The sequence below is a fragment of the Pseudoxanthomonas sp. GW835-FHT14C01 genome (assembly GCF_058793715.1).
The window spans coordinates 748790-768193 of sequence record NZ_JBXAGB010000001.1 but is presented as its reverse complement, the minus strand read 5'-3'; the positions used below and the strand labels follow the sequence as shown (position 1 = coordinate 768193).

The 19404-nt window shown below is 68.2% G+C and carries 16 protein-coding genes; 9 read left to right on the top strand and 7 right to left on the bottom strand.

Translation table 11 applies throughout. From position 1 onward, the window contains the following. Positions 1-40: 40 nt before the first annotated feature. Both AC1Q5B_RS03330 and AC1Q5B_RS03325 read right to left on the bottom strand, forming a co-directional pair. Positions 41-2731, bottom strand: a complete 2691-nt coding sequence (locus AC1Q5B_RS03330; RefSeq protein WP_492630310.1) for a TonB-dependent receptor — start codon at positions 2729-2731, stop codon at positions 41-43. Between the two features lie 137 nt (positions 2732-2868). Further along, positions 2869-3882: a glucokinase family protein gene (locus tag AC1Q5B_RS03325; protein ID WP_492630309.1), complete on the bottom strand. Its 1014-nt coding sequence runs from the start codon at positions 3880-3882 to the stop codon at positions 2869-2871. A 398-nt stretch (positions 3883-4280) separates the two neighbouring features. Between AC1Q5B_RS03325 and AC1Q5B_RS03320 the strand changes: the two genes are divergently transcribed. The 6 genes from AC1Q5B_RS03320 to AC1Q5B_RS03295 all read left to right on the top strand — a co-directional run bounded on the left by AC1Q5B_RS03320 (position 4281) and on the right by AC1Q5B_RS03295 (position 11269). Continuing rightward, complete coding sequence (locus tag AC1Q5B_RS03320; RefSeq protein ID WP_492630308.1) at positions 4281-5600, top strand: sugar MFS transporter; 1320 nt, start codon at positions 4281-4283, stop codon at positions 5598-5600. 11 nt (positions 5601-5611) lie between these two features. After that, positions 5612-6679 carry a LacI family DNA-binding transcriptional regulator gene (locus tag AC1Q5B_RS03315; RefSeq protein ID WP_492630307.1) on the top strand — a complete coding sequence of 356 codons (1068 nt, stop codon included), beginning with the start codon at positions 5612-5614 and terminating at the stop codon, positions 6677-6679. After that, positions 6676-7710, top strand: a complete 1035-nt coding sequence (locus AC1Q5B_RS03310) for an SIS domain-containing protein (RefSeq protein WP_492630306.1) — start codon at positions 6676-6678, stop codon at positions 7708-7710. Before AC1Q5B_RS03315 ends, AC1Q5B_RS03310 begins: the two co-directional genes overlap by 4 nt. Next, positions 7707-8852 carry an N-acetylglucosamine-6-phosphate deacetylase gene (nagA, locus tag AC1Q5B_RS03305; RefSeq protein ID WP_492630305.1) on the top strand — a complete coding sequence of 382 codons (1146 nt, stop codon included), beginning with the start codon at positions 7707-7709 and terminating at the stop codon, positions 8850-8852. The genes AC1Q5B_RS03310 and nagA overlap by 4 nt, the downstream gene beginning before the upstream one ends. A 10-nt stretch (positions 8853-8862) precedes the next feature. Continuing rightward, on the top strand, positions 8863-9933 hold the full coding sequence (locus AC1Q5B_RS03300) for an acyltransferase family protein (RefSeq protein WP_492630304.1): 1071 nt from the start codon (positions 8863-8865) through the stop codon (positions 9931-9933). A 256-nt stretch (positions 9934-10189) separates the two neighbouring features. Further along, positions 10190-11269: a PQQ-dependent sugar dehydrogenase gene (locus AC1Q5B_RS03295; protein WP_492630937.1), complete on the top strand. Its 1080-nt coding sequence runs from the start codon at positions 10190-10192 to the stop codon at positions 11267-11269. Here AC1Q5B_RS03295 and AC1Q5B_RS03290 read toward each other — a convergent pair whose 3' ends face one another. The 5 genes from AC1Q5B_RS03290 to AC1Q5B_RS03270 form a co-directional block, all read right to left on the bottom strand. Further along, positions 11270-11626: a lipid-A-disaccharide synthase N-terminal domain-containing protein gene (locus AC1Q5B_RS03290; RefSeq protein ID WP_492630303.1), complete on the bottom strand. Its 357-nt coding sequence runs from the start codon at positions 11624-11626 to the stop codon at positions 11270-11272. After that, a complete protein-coding gene (locus AC1Q5B_RS03285; protein WP_492630302.1) occupies positions 11623-12354 on the bottom strand; it encodes a glycosyltransferase family 2 protein in 732 nt (243 codons plus the stop codon). The genes AC1Q5B_RS03290 and AC1Q5B_RS03285 overlap by 4 nt, the downstream gene beginning before the upstream one ends. A gap of 26 nt (positions 12355-12380) precedes the next feature. Then, positions 12381-14048 (bottom strand): phosphoethanolamine transferase, encoded by a 1668-nt coding sequence (locus AC1Q5B_RS03280; protein ID WP_492630301.1) that lies wholly within the window; start codon positions 14046-14048, stop codon positions 12381-12383. Continuing rightward, positions 14045-14770 (bottom strand): phosphatase PAP2 family protein, encoded by a 726-nt coding sequence (locus AC1Q5B_RS03275; protein WP_492630300.1) that lies wholly within the window; start codon positions 14768-14770, stop codon positions 14045-14047. The genes AC1Q5B_RS03280 and AC1Q5B_RS03275 overlap by 4 nt, the downstream gene beginning before the upstream one ends. A 116-nt stretch (positions 14771-14886) precedes the next feature. Next, a complete protein-coding gene (locus AC1Q5B_RS03270) occupies positions 14887-16593 on the bottom strand; it encodes an ArnT family glycosyltransferase (protein WP_492630299.1) in 1707 nt (568 codons plus the stop codon). A 133-nt stretch (positions 16594-16726) separates the two neighbouring features. Between AC1Q5B_RS03270 and AC1Q5B_RS03265 the strand changes: the two genes are divergently transcribed. The 3 genes from AC1Q5B_RS03265 to AC1Q5B_RS03255 are packed head-to-tail and all read left to right on the top strand — an operon-like array spanning position 16727 to position 19400. Next, the gene (locus tag AC1Q5B_RS03265) at positions 16727-17419 is read left to right on the top strand and encodes a response regulator transcription factor (RefSeq protein ID WP_492630298.1); all 693 of its coding nucleotides are present in this window, start codon (positions 16727-16729) and stop codon (positions 17417-17419) included. Next, positions 17416-18681, top strand: a complete 1266-nt coding sequence (locus tag AC1Q5B_RS03260; RefSeq protein WP_492630297.1) for a sensor histidine kinase — start codon at positions 17416-17418, stop codon at positions 18679-18681. Before AC1Q5B_RS03265 ends, AC1Q5B_RS03260 begins: the two co-directional genes overlap by 4 nt. Before the next feature lie 56 nt (positions 18682-18737). Further along, entirely contained in the window at positions 18738-19400 is a 663-nt protein-coding gene (locus tag AC1Q5B_RS03255) for an MliC family protein (protein ID WP_492630296.1), read from the top strand. Positions 19401-19404: the final 4 nt, after the last annotated feature.

Sequence of the window (19404 nt, the reverse complement as noted above, 5' to 3'; positions counted from 1 at the left end):
CGGAGGCAGGCGCAAGCACCTGCCTCCGGTAACGCGTGGATCAGAACTTGAAGCGGAAATTCAGGTAGTACTGGCGGCCGTTGCTGTAGAACGCGTGCGGCAGGTAGCCCGGCACCGCGTCGTTCTCGGTGTAGTACTTCAGCTTCGGGTCGTTGAGGTTCAGGCCATCCAGGCTGATCGTCAGCCAGTCGGTCGCCTTGAAGCCCAGCGACGCCGACACCGTGGCGAAGTCGTCCTGGTAGAAGTTGTCGGTACGGCTCACGCCGGCATAGAACGAGCTGCGGTAGCTGTAGTTCACGCGGGCGTTGAAGCGCGCGTTCTCGTACCAGGCCGAGAAGTTGTAGGTGTTCTCGGAGGTGCCGTTGAGCGGCTTGCCGCCATCGGCGTCGCCATCCACATAGGTGTAGTTGGCGTTGATGCCGAAGTTTTCGCCGATCGGCTGCTCGTAGGTCAGTTCGACGCCACGCGCTTTACCGTTGGAGTTGATCGGGATCGATACCAAATAATCGCTGTAGACGTCGGTACCGGCCGCCTGGCTGGCCTGCTGGTCCTTGTACTGCAGGACGACGTTGTCGAAGTCCACGTAGCCGTCCATGTCCATCGAGAAGATGCTGGCGGACAGCAGGGCGCGCGGCGCGAAGTACCACTCCAGCGAAGCGTCGAAGTTGGTCGAGACCAGCGGATCCAGGTTCGGGTTGCCGCCGCTGCCCTCGTGCGTCAGGTCGTTCAGCGTCAGCGAGCCGGCCAGTGCCGAGAAGTCTGGACGCGTCATGGTCTTGCTGCCTGACACGCGTGCTACCAGATTGTCGGTCAGCTCGAACTTGAAGTTCACGCTGGGCAGCAACTCGTTGTAGTCGTTGTTGACCACGACCGGGAGGTAGTCGCCGAAGGCCGAACCGACCACTGCGCCGGGAATGCCGGAGTTGGGCAGGAGCCCCTGGTTGTAATGCACATCCGTCTGCGTCCGCACATAGCGCAGGCCGGCGTTGCCGCTCCAGCGGTCGCCGCGGAAGTTCAGCTGCGCATACACCGCATTGATGTCTTCCTTCACGCCATAGACGTCGGAGAAGTAGAAGCGTTCGGGATTGTTCCGGTTGGCGAAGCGGGCGTTGATCTCCGCCAGCTGGCCGGGCGTGTAATACCAGATGTTTGATGGCACGTTACCGCCGACGCCGAAGTCGCCCGGATAGTTGCCGCCGGCGGCCGGATAGGCGGTGATGTCGGTCCAGTTGGTGGACCAGTTCGGTCCCTGCGCGAGCGAGAAGTCGTTGCTGCGCTCGTGTGTGGCGTAGCGGTAGCCGAAATCCAGCGACGACAGCGTGTCATTGTCGAAGAAGAACTGGCCGTCGGCTTGCGCCCAGTCTTCCTTGTCGAGCACGTCGATGCCTTGGGCGCCGAAGATCCAGCCGCTCTGCGGCAGGTGGTTCGCCGCCGTGTTGGTGCCGCCCAGCGACCAGTCGATGGGATTGCTGACACCGTTCATGCTCCAGCTTGCGCCGGCGTTGCCGGCGATGCCGGTTTCCAGCACGTCCTGGGTAGGACTGCTGCCGTTGCCCTTGGTGGTGCCAAGCTGGAAGACGAACTTCAGCGCGTCGCTGGCATTCCATTCCGCGTCGAGTGCGATGTACTTCGACGTCGACTCCGCACCCGGGCGGGAGATCATGTCGTACACGCCGTAAGGTACGACCGGCGAGTCTGTCGTGGCTGCGTAGGTGGCGCTTGTCAGCACGCCATTTTCGACCGTGTAGGCGGTAGGCGTCTTGGAATTGACGAACTGACTGGCCCACATCATGTAGTTGCGGTTGTAGTTGTCCGCTTCCAGCTTCGAGTAGAACGCATTGACGTTCAGGGTCAGGTTGTCGGTGACCTTCGCCTCGATATTTGCCACACCGCCCTTGCGCTTGCGCACCTGCTCAAACAATGCGGCGCCGATCAGGTTGGGATAGAGCACGCCATTCAGATCGGGGTTGGTCGAGGTGATGGTGCCGTACCCGCCCACCACTTCCTGGCCGTCGCGGCGCAGGCTGCGCTCCTCGTTGAACACCTGCACCAGGAAGCCGGCCGTGCTTTCGTCGTTGCGCCAGTTGAGCAACGCATCGAGCTGCGGCTTGGTGTCGCCCGGCAGGTCGGAGTGCACGGCGCCGATCGAGCCCTGGATGGTGAGCGGCTCTGCAAACTGCAGCGGACGGCGGGTGATGATGTTCACCGAGCCTGCGGTGCCACCTTCGACCAGCTTCGCTTCGGAGGTCTTATGGACGACGACGCGGTCCACGATCTCGGACGGATACAGCGAATAGCTCACGCTGCGGCCGACGTTGCCGACCTGGCTGAGCACGAACCAGTCGCCGGTGCCGATGGTATGGCCGTTGACCAGGGTCTGGGTAAGGCTTGGGTTGGTGCCGCGCAGGCTGACGCGATCGGCTTCGTCGAAACCGCCTTCGCTCGCGCTCGAGGAGGCGATGTTGACGCCCGGCAGCTGGCGTAGCGTGTCGGCCACGTTCTTGGCCGGCAGCTTGCCGACGTCTTCTGCGGTGACGACTTCGACATGCGTGGCGGCATCGCGCTTGGCGTCGAGCGCCTTTTCGATGCTGCCGCGGATGCCGGTGACGACCACGGTATCGAGATCGGTCGCCTGCGTATCGGTAGGTGGCGTGTCCTGCGCCTGCGCCTGAACAGCCATGGCGAGACACGTCACGATGGTGGCCGAAAGGATGGATCTGCGGTAATTCATGGTGTCTCTCCGATCTGCTTGAGTGTCGGCAGCCATCGCTCGCGCTGTTCCGCCGTGCCTGGTGTTGCGTTGTTCCGTCGACGGCGTGCCAGCCCTGACATCGCCGCTATCGCATGCGCCTTTCCCGGCGCTTGGTCTCACTCGCCGTCCTGCTGCCCCAGGTACCACCGGGCCGCACCGATCACCCCCAGTTGCCCGTGTTCCACCAGCTTCACGGGAATGCGTTCCAGCGCCTCGCGCATCGATCCCTTGTTGAGGAACCGCGGCACGAAGCTGCTGGCGATCAGGACGTCGCGGATCTTCGGCAGGATGCCGCCGGCGAGATACGCGCCGCCCTGTACGCCGTAGAGCAACGCCATGTCGCCGACGACACTGCCGAGCAGGCCGCAGAACACGTCCAGGCTTTCCCGCGCCAGCGCATCTTCGCCCGACTGCGCGGCGGCGGTGATCTGGCCCGGCTGCGTGTAGGACGACGGCGGCGCACCGCGCACGGCGCACAGCGCCGCGTGCAGGTTCATCAGGCCGGGGCCGGACAGGGCGTGTTCGACCGGCACGTGCGTGCGGGTCTTCAGCATCTCGGCGAGCAGCGCCATTTCCAGTGCGTTGCCGGCCGTAAGTGCGGCCTGGCCGGCCTCGGTCGCCAGTACGACGGCCCGCCGTCCCGCGGGAATCCAGACGGCGGCGCCCAGGCCGGTGCCCGGGCCGAGGATCAGCGTAGGCCCGTGCTTCGGCGCGATGGCCGGCCCGGTCAGCTGCAGCACCTCGCTGGCATCGATCTGCGCGGCGGCATGCGCCACCGCCTCGAAGTCGTTGACCAGCCGCACGTCGTCGAAGCCCAGCTGTGTGCGCAGTTCGGCCGGCGACAGCCGCCAGGGCAGGTTGTTGGTGATGACGGTGCCGTCTTCCAGCGCGTAGCCGGCGCTGGCGATCACCGCGCGCGTCACCCGGCCCGCGCCCAGGCGGGCGATGAAGTCGGCGACGATGTCGCCGAGGCCGGCATGGTCGGCACAGGCGTACTTGCGGTACTCCAGCACGCTGACCGGCGCGCCGGGCTCGCGGCTGCCGCGGACCAGGCCGATGCGGACATGGGTGCCGCCGACATCCGCCGCGATGAAGGCGTCGTGCGCCCCGCTGATGGCATCCGTCGGCATTGGATTCGCTATGGCGACCACACGTCTCCCCACATGTTCGCGGCCGGGACTCCCGCATCCCGATATGGCCGGAGTGTGGAAAGTGTTTGACAACGTTGTCAAGGCTCTGTCATGAAATAGGCGTTCGACAGGCAGGGGGACGTAATGAAACGGAAACAATCTCCGTGTTCAGGGAATCATTGCTCGCATGAATGTCGTTAATTGTTGAACAGAAAGGAAGAATCCGGGCAAGTCCGACAGGACTTGATGCTGCAGTGCAAGAGGATGAGGCCCTCCCGCTGAGGCTTCAGGCGTCTCCCGGCTCCGTGCATTTCCGGGGCTTGCCCGAATGGCTTTGACAACGTTGTTCCCGATGCCCGACGCTTTGGCGGCTGGCATCGCCAGCTCAAGGGGATTCCATGACCACCGCAGCCGGTTCCAGTGCAGTCCGCTCGCTCGCCATCGTCGGCGTGCTGTTTTTCATCATCGGCTTCTTCACTTGGATCAACGGGCCGCTGATCACCTTCGTGCAACTCGCCTTCGATCTGGACGAGGTGAATGCCTTCCTCGTGCTGATGGTGTTCTACCTGTCCTACTTCTTCCTCGCGCTGCCGGCCGCGGCGCTGCTCAAGCGCACCGGCATGAAGAAGGGCTTGGCGGCCAGCCTGTTCGTGATGGCGCTGGGCGCCGCGACGTTCGGTGAGTTCTCCACGCAACGCTGGTATCCGGGCGCGCTGGCGGGCTTGTTCGTGATCGGCGGTGGCCTGGCGCTGCTGCAGACGGCGGTAAACCCCTACGTCAGCATCCTGGGTCCGATCGAAAGCGCCGCACAGCGCATCGCGCTGATGGGTATCTGCAACAAGGTGGCCGGCATGCTGGCGCCGCTCGTGCTCGGCACGCTGGTGCTGCATGGCGTGGGCGACCTGGCCGCGCAGGTCGGGGCCGCCGATGCGGCCGGAAAGGCGGTGCTGCTCGATGCCTTCGCGGCGAAGATCCACCTGCCCTACCTCGTGATGGCAGGTGTCCTGGTCGTCGTCGCCATCGGCATCCTGTTCTCGCCCCTGCCGGAAGTGAAGCCGTCGGAGGTCAATGCCGCGCCGGTGGCGGGCGGCGTCGACGACGAGCGCGGCCTGTGGCGATTCCCGCACCTCTGGCTAGGCGTGCTGTGCCTGTTCCTCTACGTCGGCGTGGAGGTATTGGCGGGTGATGCGATCGGTACCTATGGGCGGGGCTTCGGCCTGCCGCTGGACCAGACCAAACTGTTCACCACCTACACGCTGTTCGCGATGCTGGCGGGATACCTGGTCGGCCTGGCACTGATCCCGCGCCTCGTGACGCAGGAACGGTACCTCGCCATCTCCGCCACGCTGGGCGTGCTGTTCGCCCTCGGTGCGCTGCTGACGCACGGCTACGTATCGGTCGGCTTCGTCGCCGCGCTCGGCTTCGCCAACGCGATGATGTGGCCGGCGATCTTCCCGCTGGCGATCAAGGGACTGGGCCGGCATACCGAAACCGGTTCTGCGCTGCTGATCATGGGCATCGCCGGCGGCGCCATCCTGCCGCAGGCGTTCGCGGTGCTGAAGCAGCACTACGACTTCCAGGCGGTGTTCGCCGGACTGGCCATTCCCGGCTACCTCTACATCCTCTACTACGCCCTGGCCGGGCACCGGGTGGGTGTCGCGCAGCGGGCGGCGACGGCCGTGCCGGAACGCGGCATCATGGCGGACTCGCCTCCATGACGGAAACGCCCATGCGCCGACCCACCATCAAGGACGTCGCCGAACGCGCGAAGGTCTCGCTGAAGACCGTGTCCCGGGTCATCAACAACGAACCTTCGGTGCTGCAGGGCACGCGGACGCGCGTGCTGCACGCGATCGCCGAACTGGACTACGAGCCGGACCAGTCCGCGCGCAACCTGCGCAGCGGTACGCCCTTCGTGATCGGGCTGGTGTACGACAACCCCAACCCCTACCACATCATCGGTGTGCAGAACGGTGTACTGGCGGCGTGCAAGGAAACCGGCTTCGGCCTGCAGATCCATCCGGTCGACTCCACCTCGCCGCTGCTGGCGGAAGAGCTGGTGGAATTCGTGCAGCGTTCGCGCCTGGCGGGCCTGGTGCTGACCGCGCCGATGTCCGAGCGCGCCGACCTGGTCACCGCGCTCGCCGCGCGCGGCGTGAAGCTGGTCCGCATCATCGCCGCGACCGAGGATCCCGAGGATGGCCTGCCCTGCGTCTACGTCGACGACCGCGACGCCGCCTACGAGATCACCGAGCACCTGATCCAGCTGGGCCACCAGCGCATCGGGTTCCTGTGGGGTGGGCTGGCGCACCGGTCGAGTACCGAGCGCTACGCCGGCTACGAAAAGGCGCTGAAGGATTACGGCATCACGCTCGACAAGCATCTCGTCGTGCCGGGCGACTACACCTTCGACGATGGCTTCCGTGGCGCGCGTCGCCTGCTCGCGCTGCGCGAGCCGCCGACGGCGATCTTCGGTTCCAACGATGAAATCGCCGCCGGTGTGCTCGCGGCGGCCAAGTCGGCCGGCATGAACGTGCCCTACGACCTGTCCATCGCCGGCTTCGAGGACAGCCCGTTCTCCAAGCAGTCGTGGCCGCCGCTGACCACCGCCAAGCAAGCCACCCAGGACATTGCCAAGCAGGCGGCGCGCCTGCTGATCGCCGGCCTGCGGACCGACGCCTACGACGACCATCCCACACCCGTGCACAACCAGGGCTTCGTGCCGCAACTGGTCGTGCGCGGATCCACCGCGCCGGTCCGGCCGCGCGCCGAGAGACCCGAACCCTCCACGCCATGACGACATCGCTTCCTGCTCCCGCCGATACCCTGATGCACCAGGAGGCCGCCCAGGCGTCCACGATCATCGCCGACCAGTACACACGCAATGCCGGTACGGTGAAGGCGCTCGCGGATGACCTGCGGCGCAATCCACCGCCGTTCGTCGTCACCTGTGCGCGCGGCAGCTCGGACCATGCCGCCACCTATGCGAAGTACCTGTTCGAGACGCAACTGGGCGTGGTGACCGCATCGGCTTCGCCGTCGGTGGGCTCTGTCTATGAAGCGAAGCAGCGGCTGGAGGGCGCGCTGTACGTCGTGATCTCGCAGTCGGGCAAGAGTCCCGACCTGTTGAGCAACGCGACCGCCGCCAAGGAGGCGGGTGCGCGCGTGGTCGCCGTCGTCAACGTCGCCGACTCGCCGCTGGCGCAGCTGGCCGATACCGTACTGCCGATGCATGCGGGCCCGGAGCGCAGCGTGGCGGCGACCAAGAGCTATCTCGGTTCGCTGGCCGCCATCCTTCAGCTCGCCGCGTACTGGAAGGACGAAGCGCCGCTGCACGATGCGACGCGCGCCTTGCCCGAAGCGCTGCAGCGCGCGTGGCAGGCCGACTGGTCGCCGCTCACCGAAGGCCTGGTGGGCGCGCACAACCTGTTTGTCCTCGGGCGCGGCCTCGGTCTGGCGGCGGCGCAGGAAGCGGCGCTGAAGTTCAAGGAGACCTGCGGCCTGCATGCCGAAGCCTACAGTTCGGCCGAAGTGAAACACGGGCCGATGGCCCTGGTCGGTCCGGGCTTTCCGGTGCTGTGTTTCGCGCAGCCCGATGAAACCGAAGCGGGTACGCTGGCGCTGGCGCAGGAGTTCCGTGGTCGCGGTGCGCAGGTGTGGGTGGCGTCGCGGCAGGGCGACCTGCCGCTGGTCGCCGCGCCGCATCCGGCGTGCGCGCCGCTGCTGACCATCCAGAGTTTCTACCGCGCGATCAATGCGCTCGCGCTGCGCCGAGGCCACAATCCCGACGTGCCGCCGCACCTCAACAAGGTCACCGAAACGGTATGAACACGACGCGTCCCGCCACCGCCCTCTGCAATGCCCGCGTGCTGACGCCCGATGGCTTCGTCGATGGGCTGGCGGTGCTGATGCAGGAGGGACTGATCGTCGATCTTGTCGCCGACGGTGCGGTGCCTGCCGATGCCATCCGCCAGGACCTGCGGGGTGCGGCGCTCGTGCCGGGCTTCATCGATGCGCAGGTGAACGGCGGCGGCGGCGCGTTGTTCAACAACGATCCCAGCGTCGATGCGATCCGCACCATCGCGCAGGCGCATCGGCGCTTCGGCACCACCGGCCTGCTGCCGACGTTGATCAGCGACGATGCGGACGTGATGGCGCGCGCCATCGCGGCCACCCGCGTCGCGATAGAACAGCGCGTGCCGGGCGTGCTCGGCATCCATCTGGAAGGGCCGTACATCGCGCCCGCACGCAAGGGCACGCACGACGCTGGCAAGTTCCGCGTGCCGGCGCCGGACGAGGTCGCGATGGCCACCTCGCTCGACAACGGCGTGACGCTGCTGACGCTGGCGCCGGAGCAGGTGCCGGCCGACACCATCCGCGCGATGGTCGCGCGTGGCGCGATCGTCGTCGCCGGTCATACGGCCGCGACCTACGAGCAGATCCGCGACGGCATCGACGCGGGCGTGTCCGGCTTCACCCACCTCTACAACGCGATGTCGCCGCTGCAGGGACGCGAGCCCGGCGCGGTCGGCGCGGCGCTGGAGGACGATGGCTGCTGGTGCGGCGTGATCGTCGATGGCGTACACGTGCATCCGGCCAGCCTGCGCGTGGCGCTGGCGGCCAAGCCGCGCGGCAAGGTGTTCCTGGTGACGGATGCGATGCCGATGGTCGGTTCCGACGATCCGGCCTTCGATCTCTACGGCGAAACCATCACCGCCGTCGATGGCGTGGTGCGCAATGCCGCCGGCTCGCTGGCCGGCTCGGCGCTGGACATGGCGACCGCCGTGCGCAACAGCGTGCGGCTGCTCGGCCTGCCGCTGGACGAAGCGGCGCGCATGGCCTCGACCTATCCGGCGGAGTTCCTCGGCCTGGGGCGTTCGCACGGCCGCATCGTGCCCGGCTTCCGTGCCGATCTGGTCGCGCTGGATGCCGACCTCCGGGTGATGGGCACCTGGATCGGCGGCGAGTGACGTCCGCTGCATGAGTGCCGCGCCGGCCCGGTTCGCGTCCGTCGATGCCCTGCGTGGCCTGACGGTCGCCGCCATGCTGCTGGTCAACACGCCGGGCGACTGGTCGCATGTGTACGCGCCGCTGTTGCATGCCGAATGGCATGGCGTCACGCCGACCGATCTCGTGTTCCCGTTCTTCCTGTTCATCGTCGGTGTCTCGATCACCTTGGGCGTGGTGCCGCGTGCGGAAGCGGGCGTCGCCAGACCGGTGCTGGTGCGCGCGGTACTGTGGCGCGCCGTGAAGATCGTGGCGCTCGGCCTGTCGCTGCACCTGCTGGCGTACCTGCTGCTGGACCGGACGTCGTTCCGGCCCTGGGGCGTGCTGCAGCGGATCGGGCTGTGTTTCGCCGTCGCCGGCATGATCGCCCTGTACGTGAAGCCGCGCCTGCAGTGGGCGCTGGTCGTTGCCCTGTTGCTCGGCTACTGGGCGCTGATGGCGCCCTGGGGCTACGCGCCGTATACGAATCTGGCGGCACGCGTGGATACCGCGCTGTTCGGGCCGTGGCTGTACCAGTGGGATGCGGCGGCGATGCGCGGACAGGATCCGGAAGGAATGCTGAGCACGCTACCCGCCATCGCTACGACGCTGCTCGGCGTGCGGGCCGGCGGCGCATTGCGCACCGGCGCGCTTCGTGCGCTCGGTGGGGCGGGCGTTGCGATGGTCGTGCTGGGCTTGGCATGGTCGCTGCTGTTTCCGTTGAACAAGGCGCTGTGGACGTCGTCGTACGCGCTGTTCACCGCCGGCTGCGCGATGCTCGCCCTGCTGCTCGCGCACGCGCTGGTGGATCGCCTCGGCGGGCCCGCGATCGGTCGCCGCTTCGGCGTCAACGCCATCGCCGCGTACGTGGGGGCGGCGGTGATGACCTACGTCGTGCTCGGCACGGGCTGGATGGGGCCGCTGTACCGGTACGGCTTCGCCGACTGGATGACGCCCCGGTTCGGCGCCTACGTGCCTTCGCTGGCGTTCGCACTCGCCTTCGTCGGCGTGTGGTGGCTGGTGGTCTGGGCGATGGACCGTCGCGGCTGGTACGTGAAGGTCTGAAGCGCCGCCATCGTCACGCTTTCCTGCCCCGGGCCGGGTTAAAACGGCAGACAGCCCACCGCCGGATGCCGCCTGCATGAAGATGCCGCTGCTGCTCGCCTGTGTTCTCTGCCTGTCCGCGTGCCAGCGGGCGACCCTGGACGACAAGGGCCTGGAGGTCGCGGTGGCGTCGCGCCCCGCAGCGACGCCGCCCGTCGCATCGCTGCCCGCCGAGACCCGTGCCCCGTCGACAGCGTCCGCGGACGGGGGACGCGTCATGGCCGGCCTGTCGCGCGCACGCCTGGTGCCCGATCCGCCGTTCACCAGCACGCCGGTGGCCACCTTCAACGAGCCGTGGGCGATGACCTTCCTGCCCGACGGGCGTCTGCTGGTGACCGAGAAGTCCGGCCGGTTGAGGCTGGCCAATGTCGCCAACGGCCAGGTCGGCGAGGTCATCGGTATTCCGGCCGTCTCGTACGGCGGTCAGGGCGGGTTGGGCGACGTGCTGTTGCATCCCCGCTTCGTCGACAACCGGCTGGTCTACCTCAGCTATGCGGAGGCCGGCAGCGGCGGCACCCGCGGCGCGGCGGTGGCGCGCGCCACCCTGCAGCTCGACGCCAGCGGCAATGGCGGCAGCCTGTCCAACCTGCAGGTGATCTGGCGCCAGACGCCGAAGGTCGCTGGTGCGAACCATTACGGCCACCGGCTCGCGTTCGGTGCCGACGGCAAGCTGTGGATCACCTCGAGCGAACGCGACCAGCAGACGCCGGCTCAGGATCTGCAGTCCTCGCTGGGCAAGCTGATCCGGCTCAACGACGATGGCAGCGTTCCGCCCGACAATCCGTTCGCCGCGCAGGGCGGTGTCGCGGCGCAGGTGTGGACGCTGGGCCACCGCAACATGCTCGGCATCGCCTTCGACAATGCGGGCCGGCTGTGGACGCACGAAATGGGACCGGCCGGCGGTGACGAACTGAACCTGATCGAGCGCGGCGCCAACTACGGCTGGCCCGTGGTCTCCAACGGCAACCACTACGACGGCACGAATATCCCCGACCACCCCACGCGTCCGGACTTCAATGCGCCCAAGGCCTGGTGGACGCCGGTGATCGCACCGGCAGGCTTCGTGATCTATTCGGGCAACCTGTTCCCGTGGTTCCGCGGCAAGGGATTCATCGGCGGACTGGCGTCGCAGGCGCTGATCGAGATCGAATTCACCGGCACGCAGGCGCGCGAGGCCCGCCGCTATCCGATGGGCAAGCGCATACGCGAGGTCGAGCAGGGCCCCGATGGCGCGTTGTGGCTGCTGGAAGATGGCGGTGGCGGACGCCTGCTGAAGCTCACGCCGAACCCGAGCTGATCATCGTGCCGCGTGCGCCGGCGGATCGCCCGCGGCGAGCCGCTGTTCGCGACCGTGGCGGACATCCAGATACAGGCTGTACGCCGCGGTGAACGCGGGCAACAGGTTCTGCAGCACGCCCACCGCATCCTGTTTCGACGAGAAAACGAAGTAGCTGAGCGCCATCAGGCTGCCGGCCAGGCTCATGTACCAGAACAGGCGCGGGATCACCGGCCGACGCGCCCGGCGCGAGGCGACGAACTGCACCAGCCAGCGTGCGCCGAACAGCGCCGCGCCGGTCAGGCCGATCAGTTTCCATGGCGTCATGTGCAGGCCGGTCCAGCCCAGCCACAGGATTTCCTGGTCCATCACGCTCATGGCTTGCGTCCCACGTTCAGTTCGCTGATCGGCGTCACGTGGCTGCGCTGGATCAGCCAGGACACGCCCATCAGGTCGCGGATGCCGACCAGTGCGCGTCCAAGGTTGGTGTACTTGGAGTGTCCCGAGCCGCGCGGCCGGTGCGAGACCGGCACGCTGACGGTCTTCCAACCCGCACGCTGCATCAGCGCCGGCAGATAGCGGTGCATGTGGTCGAAGTACGGCAACTCGAGGAAGGCGGCGCGCTCGAACAGCTTGATGCCGCAGCCGGTGTCGGGCGTGTCGTCGCGCAGCAGACGCTGGCGGATGCGGTTGGCCCAGCGCGAGGCCCAGCGCTTGCTGGCGGTGTCCTTGCGGTCCACGCGCCAGCCGGCGAAGAGCTTGGTCTGCGGATTGCCGCCGTCGCGCGCCGCGATCAGCTTCAGGATGTCGGCGGGATCGTTCTGCCCGTCGCCATCGAGGGTGGCGATCCACGGCGACAGCGCGTGCTTGACGCCGGTGCGGATGGCGGCGCTCTGGCCGCTGCGCTGCTGGTGCAACAGCACGCGCAGTTCCGGCACTTCGGCCTTCAGGCCCGCCAGGACGTCGCGCGTGTCGTCGTCGGAGTGGTCGTCCACGCAGATGACGTCGAACGCCACGCGGCCCCGCAGGTGGCGCACGACTTCGTGGACCAGCGGCCCGATGTTGCCGCGCTCGTTGTAGACGGGAATGACGACGGACAGGCTCATGACAGGAGGGGTCGGTACGTTCAGCATCAGCCTGCGCTCCTGCAGGTCAGGAAAATGTCGTGGTCCGGGCGGTACAGATCCGTCTTCACGTCGGTGAGGCCCAGGACCGTATGGAACAGGTCGTCGTGGCTGTGTTCGCCGCTCGCCTGCCGTCGCAGGCAGCGGTCGTCGAGATGGGTGGACCGGCGCCAGCCGTCGGAGAACCAGGCGACCATCGGCACCTCCAGCTGTTCGCGGGGGGCGATCGAGTACGGCATCCCGTGCAGGTACAGGCCCTTCTCGCCCAGCGACTCGCCGTGGTCGGACACGTACAGCAGGGCGGTGTCGTAGCCATCCAGCGCGGCCAGCTGGTCGACGGCCGATGCGAGCACGTGGTCGGTGTAGCGCAAGGCGTTGTCGTAGGCGTTGGTGATCTGCGCCTGCGTGCAACGCTCCAGGTCCGACGTGGCGCAGACCGGCGAATAGGCGCGGAACGCCGCCGGATAGCGTTCGGAATACGTGGGCCCATGGTTGCCCAGCATGTGCAGCACGATCACCTGGTCGCCCTTCTGGCGACGTGCGTCGTCGGCCAGGCCCGCGAGCAGGATGCCGTCGTAGCAGCGCTTGCCGTTGCACAGGCCGGCATCCGTACGGGCATGCAGATCCTCGACCGGCAGGCCATCGCAGACCCCCTTGCAGCCGGACTGGTTGTCGCGCCACAGCGTGGCGACGCCGGCACGCTGCAGGACATGCAACAGCGACTGGTGGCTGCGGATTTCCTTCTCGTCGTAATGCGCGCGCCCCCACGGCGAGAACATGCACGGCAGCGAAACTTCCGTGCTGCTGCCGCAGGAAGTGACATGCGGGAAGTTGAGGACGTCGCGCTTGGCCAGCTCCGGTGTGGTCTGGCGCGCATAGCCATTGAGGCCCCAGTTGGCGGCGCGCGCGGTCTCGCCGACCACCAGCACCAGCAGCCGCGGACGGCGCATGGTGGCGGCGGGCGACTGCACGGCGTCCTCGCCGATCGGCAGCAGCGCGCGCTTCTGTCCCGGCGGCTCCTCGCTGACCACCTTGGCCAGCGACACCAGCACGTTCGCCGGGGTCACCAGATAACGCACTTCGCGCTGGTTGCGCAGGAATGCGGTCAGCTGCTGCGTGGACGGCAGGACGCCCAGCACGCCGACCACCACCATGCCGCCGAGGAAAGCGGCGCGCATGCCCAGCGTCCGCGCCCACGTGCGCTCGCGCAGGCGCACCCGCCAGATCACCAGCAACGCCGGCAGCGCGGCCAGCAGCGGCAGCAGGATATCGGCGCCCGCGAGGTCGCTGGCTTCGCGCCAGTCGGTATGCAGCACGTTGCGGACCATGTCGGCATCGATGTAGATGCCATACGCCGCCATGTAATGCCCTGCCATCGCCGCCAGCACCACCAGCACCGACAGCACCACGCGCGCGGTACGGCGCCAGACCAGCAGCGACAGCCACACGCCATGGGCGGCGGTGACCAGCAGGAACAGCGACAGCGTCCATCGCCACTGCAGCCAGGGATGCGGCGCGGCCGCCTGCCAGAACACCGCATTGGCGAACAGGCTGAAGTACAGGCAGGCGCACAGGATCAGCCCCTCCGTCGACACCTGCGGGCGCACCAGCAGCCGCGCCCGCACGTGCCGCCAGCGCGCCGAGGTCGCGACGGCGTCGAAGACCGAGGTGCTCATGCGCGTGCCTCCCCGGCGGCGAGCGGCCTGCGCCACGTGCCGATGCGATCGACACCGCAGGCCACGGCCCAGCAGATGGCCAGGCTGGCGATGTCGTGCGACAGGAAGTGCGCACCGCGCAGCTGTTGCGCCAGTCCGAACACCAGACCGGCCAGCAGGCCGGCGGCCAGTCCGGCGTGGCGCCAGCGGGGCGCCGCATGCAGGAAGAAGAAGTACAGCGCGACCCAGGCGTAACCGCTCGCGGCATGCGCGGCGGGGAAGCAGGCGGGTGCACCGAGCCCGGCCGACCGGTGCCCGAACAGGGGAACGAACGGGCGTTCCCCGCCGAAGCCGACCAGATCCCACGGGCAGTCCATGTGCGTCGTCGCCTTGAGCCACGCCACGCATGCCGTGGATATGAACACGGCCACCAGCAGGCGCGCGGCGGGACGCGTCCATCGATCTGCAGAGGGCGTGCGCCAGCGCACCAACGTCGCCAGCAGCATGCCCGCCCACGCCAGCTGGCTGAGCAGGCGTCCTCCCCGATGCAGTGCCGTTTCCAGCACGAAGCTGTTCTTGTGCGACCAGGCGTCTCCCTGGAGGTGGAACAGCCACGACGCCCATGGGTGGTCGAGCGACTGCGCGGCCAGCCAGGCCGCGATCAACAGGATCACCGAGACCGGCAGCAGGCCGGACAGGCGCTGCTCGGGAACGGTGGCGAAGGACGTCGGAGAGGCGGACATGCGGCACGCAGAGAGAGAAGTGCGCGCATGCTGGTCGCGACGATGTCGTAGTGCGGTCGGACCGCTGTCGGAACCGCGTTAAACGCCTCGCGCGGCCCCACGATGTTGTTCGGTGTTCAGTCTTCGCTGACGTCGGCGGACCAGGTGGCCGGCACATCGCAGCCCGGAATCCACGCGTCGCCCGGCGCCAGGATCCAGGCGCGGCGATTGGACGCGCCGATGTCGATCACCCGCGACGGATCCAGGCAGGGACCGAGGGCGTCCTTGCGCAGGAACAGCCAGCGCCTGCCCGGCGCTTCCAGCAGCCAGGCATGCGCGTGCTGCCACTGGTCCACCCAAGGCTGCTTGAAACCGAAGTCGGTGACCGGCCGGTCGGCCTGCAGCAGATGCTGTTCGCGCCAGCCCAGCAGGGCCAGTTCGGCCTCCGGCCCGATGCGTTCGCCGACGCGTTGCATCAGCGCCCTGGCCGAACTGTCCGGACTGATCGCCGGCATGAAACCCAAGCCATACGCCGTCCACAGCGCCGCCGTCACCGCAACCAGCGCGATCGCCACCTGGCGTCTGGCCGCCACCATCACCGCGGTCGCCACCCCCGCGAAGCCGAGCAGCCACCGGCTCATCTGCGCGACCGTGGCCATGTCCATGCCGCGGCCGTCGACCAGCGCATGCACGCGTTCGGGCGAGGCCGTCAGCAGCCACAGTCCCAGCGCACCGGCGACCGTCGCCAGCACGGCCATGTAGGTCCACAGCACCGCGCGCACGCCGCGACGCCGCAGCAGGCCGGCCAGCAGCGGCGCTGCCGCCACCGCGAGCGCCGGCAGCATCGGGAAAACGTAGACCTCGCGCTTGCCCGGGCTGGCGCTGAAGAACACCAGCACCAGCAGCGCCCAGCCGAGCAGCAGCGCGTAACGCGCATCGACGCGGCGCAGGCGCCGCCACCAGGCCGGCAGCAGCCACGGCGCGAGCAGGACGCCCGGCAGCCACAGCGTCAGCATCGTCTGCAGGTAGTACCACGCCGGTTTCACGTGGTGCCAGGCGTTGGCGTAGCGCGTGCCGGTCTGCTTGAACAGCATCTCGCGCGCGTACGCATGCAGCGCGGGATCGGTGGAGGTCAGCGCGACGGACAACATCGGCACCAGCCACACACCGGCGCCCAGCAGAAAGCCGGCCACGCCCGCCAGCGCGTGTGCGCCCCGGTGCACAGGCAGGTCCTGCGGCGATTTCCGCCGTACCCACAGCCAGGGAATGAACACCAGGAGGGGCAGGAAGCCGACACCCTTGGTCACCGTGCCCAGCCCGGCGGCGAACGCGCCGAGCGCCAGCAGCCACGGGCTCGGCTTCTCCAGCAGATAGCGCAGCAAGGCCCACAGCGACAGTATGGTCATGCCCACCAGCACCATGTCGATCTGCGCACGCTTGGCCTGCAGCGCGAACTGCAGGCAGACGAACAGGCCGAACACCGCATACGGCACCGCGCGGCGTCCCCACAGCCGGCGCGCGAGATCGCCGGACAGCCACAGCGTCAGCAGCGCGGCGAGCAGCGAAGGCAACAGGAAGGCCACGTCCCAGTCGCGCACCAGCCGATAGCTCGCCGCCTGCAGCCACATGAAGACCGGGGGCTTCTCGGCATACAGCTCGACGCCACGATGGGGAAACAGCCACTGTCCCGTCTCCACCATCGTCCGTGCGGCCAGCACGAAGCGGGGCTCGTCGGCCGGCATCGGGTCGCGCAGCCCCAGGCCCGCCAGCAGCGCCCACACCATCAGCACGGCCAGCAGCGGCAGCTGCCAGCGGGGGGCGCGTCGGAGAGGGATCGGTCGCATCGGTGGCGTGGTCGGTCTGCAGGCGGGCGCCCGATGGTGGATCATGGGGCGTAAGAGAACCGTCGGAATTCCGACGTCGCTTCGACCTCCGGCCTGCGATGCTGCCGGTCCTCTCCTGACGCGGATGCTTCCGATGCGGCTGCTGGTGATCGAAGACAACCGGAATCTGGTGGCGAACCTGTTCGATTACTTCGAAGCGCGCGGCCACACGCTGGACGCTGCGCCCGACGGCGTCACCGGCCTGCATCTGGCCAGTACCCAGGCCTACGACGCCATCGTGCTGGACTGGATGCTGCCGCGGCTCGAAGGACCCGAGGTGCTGCGGCGGCTGCGCGAAGAGCAGGATTCCACGGTGCCGGTGATCATGCTGACCGCGCGCGACGAGCTCCCCGACAAGATCGCCGGATTCCGCGCGGGCGCGGACGACTACCTGACCAAGCCGTTCGCGTTGCCCGAGCTCGAGGTCCGGCTGGAAGCCCTGATGGCGCGCCTGCACGGACGGCAGCGCCGCAAGGTGCTGGAAGTGCACGACCTGAAGCTGGACCTGGCGACGCTGGAGGTCACGCGCGGCGGCAGGCCGCTGCATCTGTACCCCGCCTGCCGCAGGCTGCTGGAGACATTGATGCAGGCCAGTCCTGCCGCGGTCACGCGGCAGCAGCTGGAGCACGCGCTGTGGGGCGACGATCCGCCGGACGGCGACATGCTCCGCTCGCACATCTACGAATTGCGGCGCAGCGTCGATGGCCCGTTCCCGGTCAAGCTGATCCAGACGCTGCCGCGTACCGGTTACCGCCTTGCGGTGCCGCACGAGGCGAAAGAGGCATGAAGCCCCGCCGCAGCCTGCGTGCGCACATCCTGATGTGGCTGGGCGGTTACGCGCTGCTGCTGACCATGGCCGTGGTGCTGCACGGCTACATCCTCAACGAGGTCGCCGAGCGGCTGGTCTGGGATTCGCTGATGCGGACCGAGCTCGACCATCACGTGGAACGGCTCAACGACGATCCGCGTTACCGCTGGCGCGACACCGACGACCTGCAGCTGTACAGCGTGCCCGGTCGCGCGCCACCGCCGACCCTGGCATTGCTGCCGGAGGGGATCCACGACGAACTGGTCCTCGGCGACCGCGAGGTGCTGGTGCTGGTGCGGGCGGAACAGGGCGTGCGCTACACGCTGGTGCTCGACATCACCGAGCTGGAGTCGCAGGAGGACACGCTGACGCTCACCGTGCTCGGCCTGGCGATCGGGCTGGTGGTGGTCATGGGTGCGCTGGTCGCCTGGGGCCTGCGACGGTCGCTGCGGCCGCTGCAGGACCTGGCCGGCGACATCGGCGCGCTCGCACCGGATCGCGCAGGACAGCGCATCGCCGTGGGCGAGAAGGCGAGCGCCGAACTGGTGGTCATCGCCAGCGCGCTCAACGACTACCTGCGGCGCCATGAAGACTTCGTCGAACGCGAGCGCGTCTTCATCGACACCGCCAGCCACGAACTGCGCACCCCCATCGCCATCATCGCCGGTGCCAGCGAACTCGCACTGGGCCAGCCGGCTCTGCCGGCAGCGGCACGCCAGCAGGTGCAGCGCATCCATCGGACCGCGCGCGACGTCGAGCGGCTGATCGCACTCCTGCTGACGCTGGCCAAGGACCCGGCGAGGCTGTCGCGCAACAACGAGCTGGTGATGCTGCACGAACTGCTGCCCGAGATTATCGACGACCATCGCCATCTGATGGTGGGCAAGGACCTGTCCATCGTCGTCGACGACCTGCAGCCCAGCAGCGTGTCGGCGCCGTTGCATATCGTGCAGGCCGCGATCGGCAACCTGTTGCGCAACGCCATCGAGAACAGCGACCGCGGCGAGATCCATGTCCGGCTCGACGCCGACACCACCGTCACCCTGCAGGATCCCGGGCACGGGATGACGCCGGAAGACATCAGCCGCCTGTACGCGCAGATGGCACGGGGCGGTGGCCGCGAGGGCGGTGGCATCGGCCTCGACCTGCTGGCGCGCTTGTGCGAACACCTGGGCTGGACACTGTCGATCCAGTCGGTGCCGGGGCGCGGCACGATCAGCCGCCTGCGCCTGTCGCGCTGAGACCGCCATCACGCGCCCGGCGCTAGCATGCGCATCCGCCCAGCCGGAGCCTGCCGATGAAAGCGCCCCTGTCCTGCACCGCCCTGTTGCTGCTTGCCGCCTGCAAGCCGGATGTCGTGCCGCCTGAGGCACCCACGCCCGCGCCCGCGCCCGCGGATGCCGGCGCCGCGACGGTCGCGGCGCCGGCCGGCCAGGCGGGTACTACCGCGCCGTCCGCCATGGCGCCTCCTTCGTTCGACTGCGTGCGCGCAGCAAGCGACGCCGAGAAGCTCGTCTGCGGCGATGCCGAACTCGCTGCGCTGGATCGCCAGCTGGCCGCCAGGTATGCGGAAGCGCAGGCGCCCGATCCGGCCGCGCAGCGTGGCTGGGCCAAGGGACGCGACGAGTGCTGGAAGCAGTCGGACCTGCGCCTGTGCGTACTGGACGCGTACCGGACGCGTCTGGTCGAACTGGCCATCGCCGCGCCCGGCGCGGCCACGCCGAAGAAGGTGGCGTTCCGCTGCAGCAACAACCGCGAACCCTTCACCATGACGTACTACAACGACATCGATCCGCAGGCCGCGGTGATGATGCTGGGCAACGACCAGGCCATCGTGTTCCCCCAGCCGGCGGCCAGCGGCGCCAAGTACGGGCGCGTGGGCGTCGAATACTGGGAGCACCAGGGCGAGGCCAGCGTGGACTTCTTCGGCGACAGACTGAGCTGCACGCCGGTCATGTAAGGCA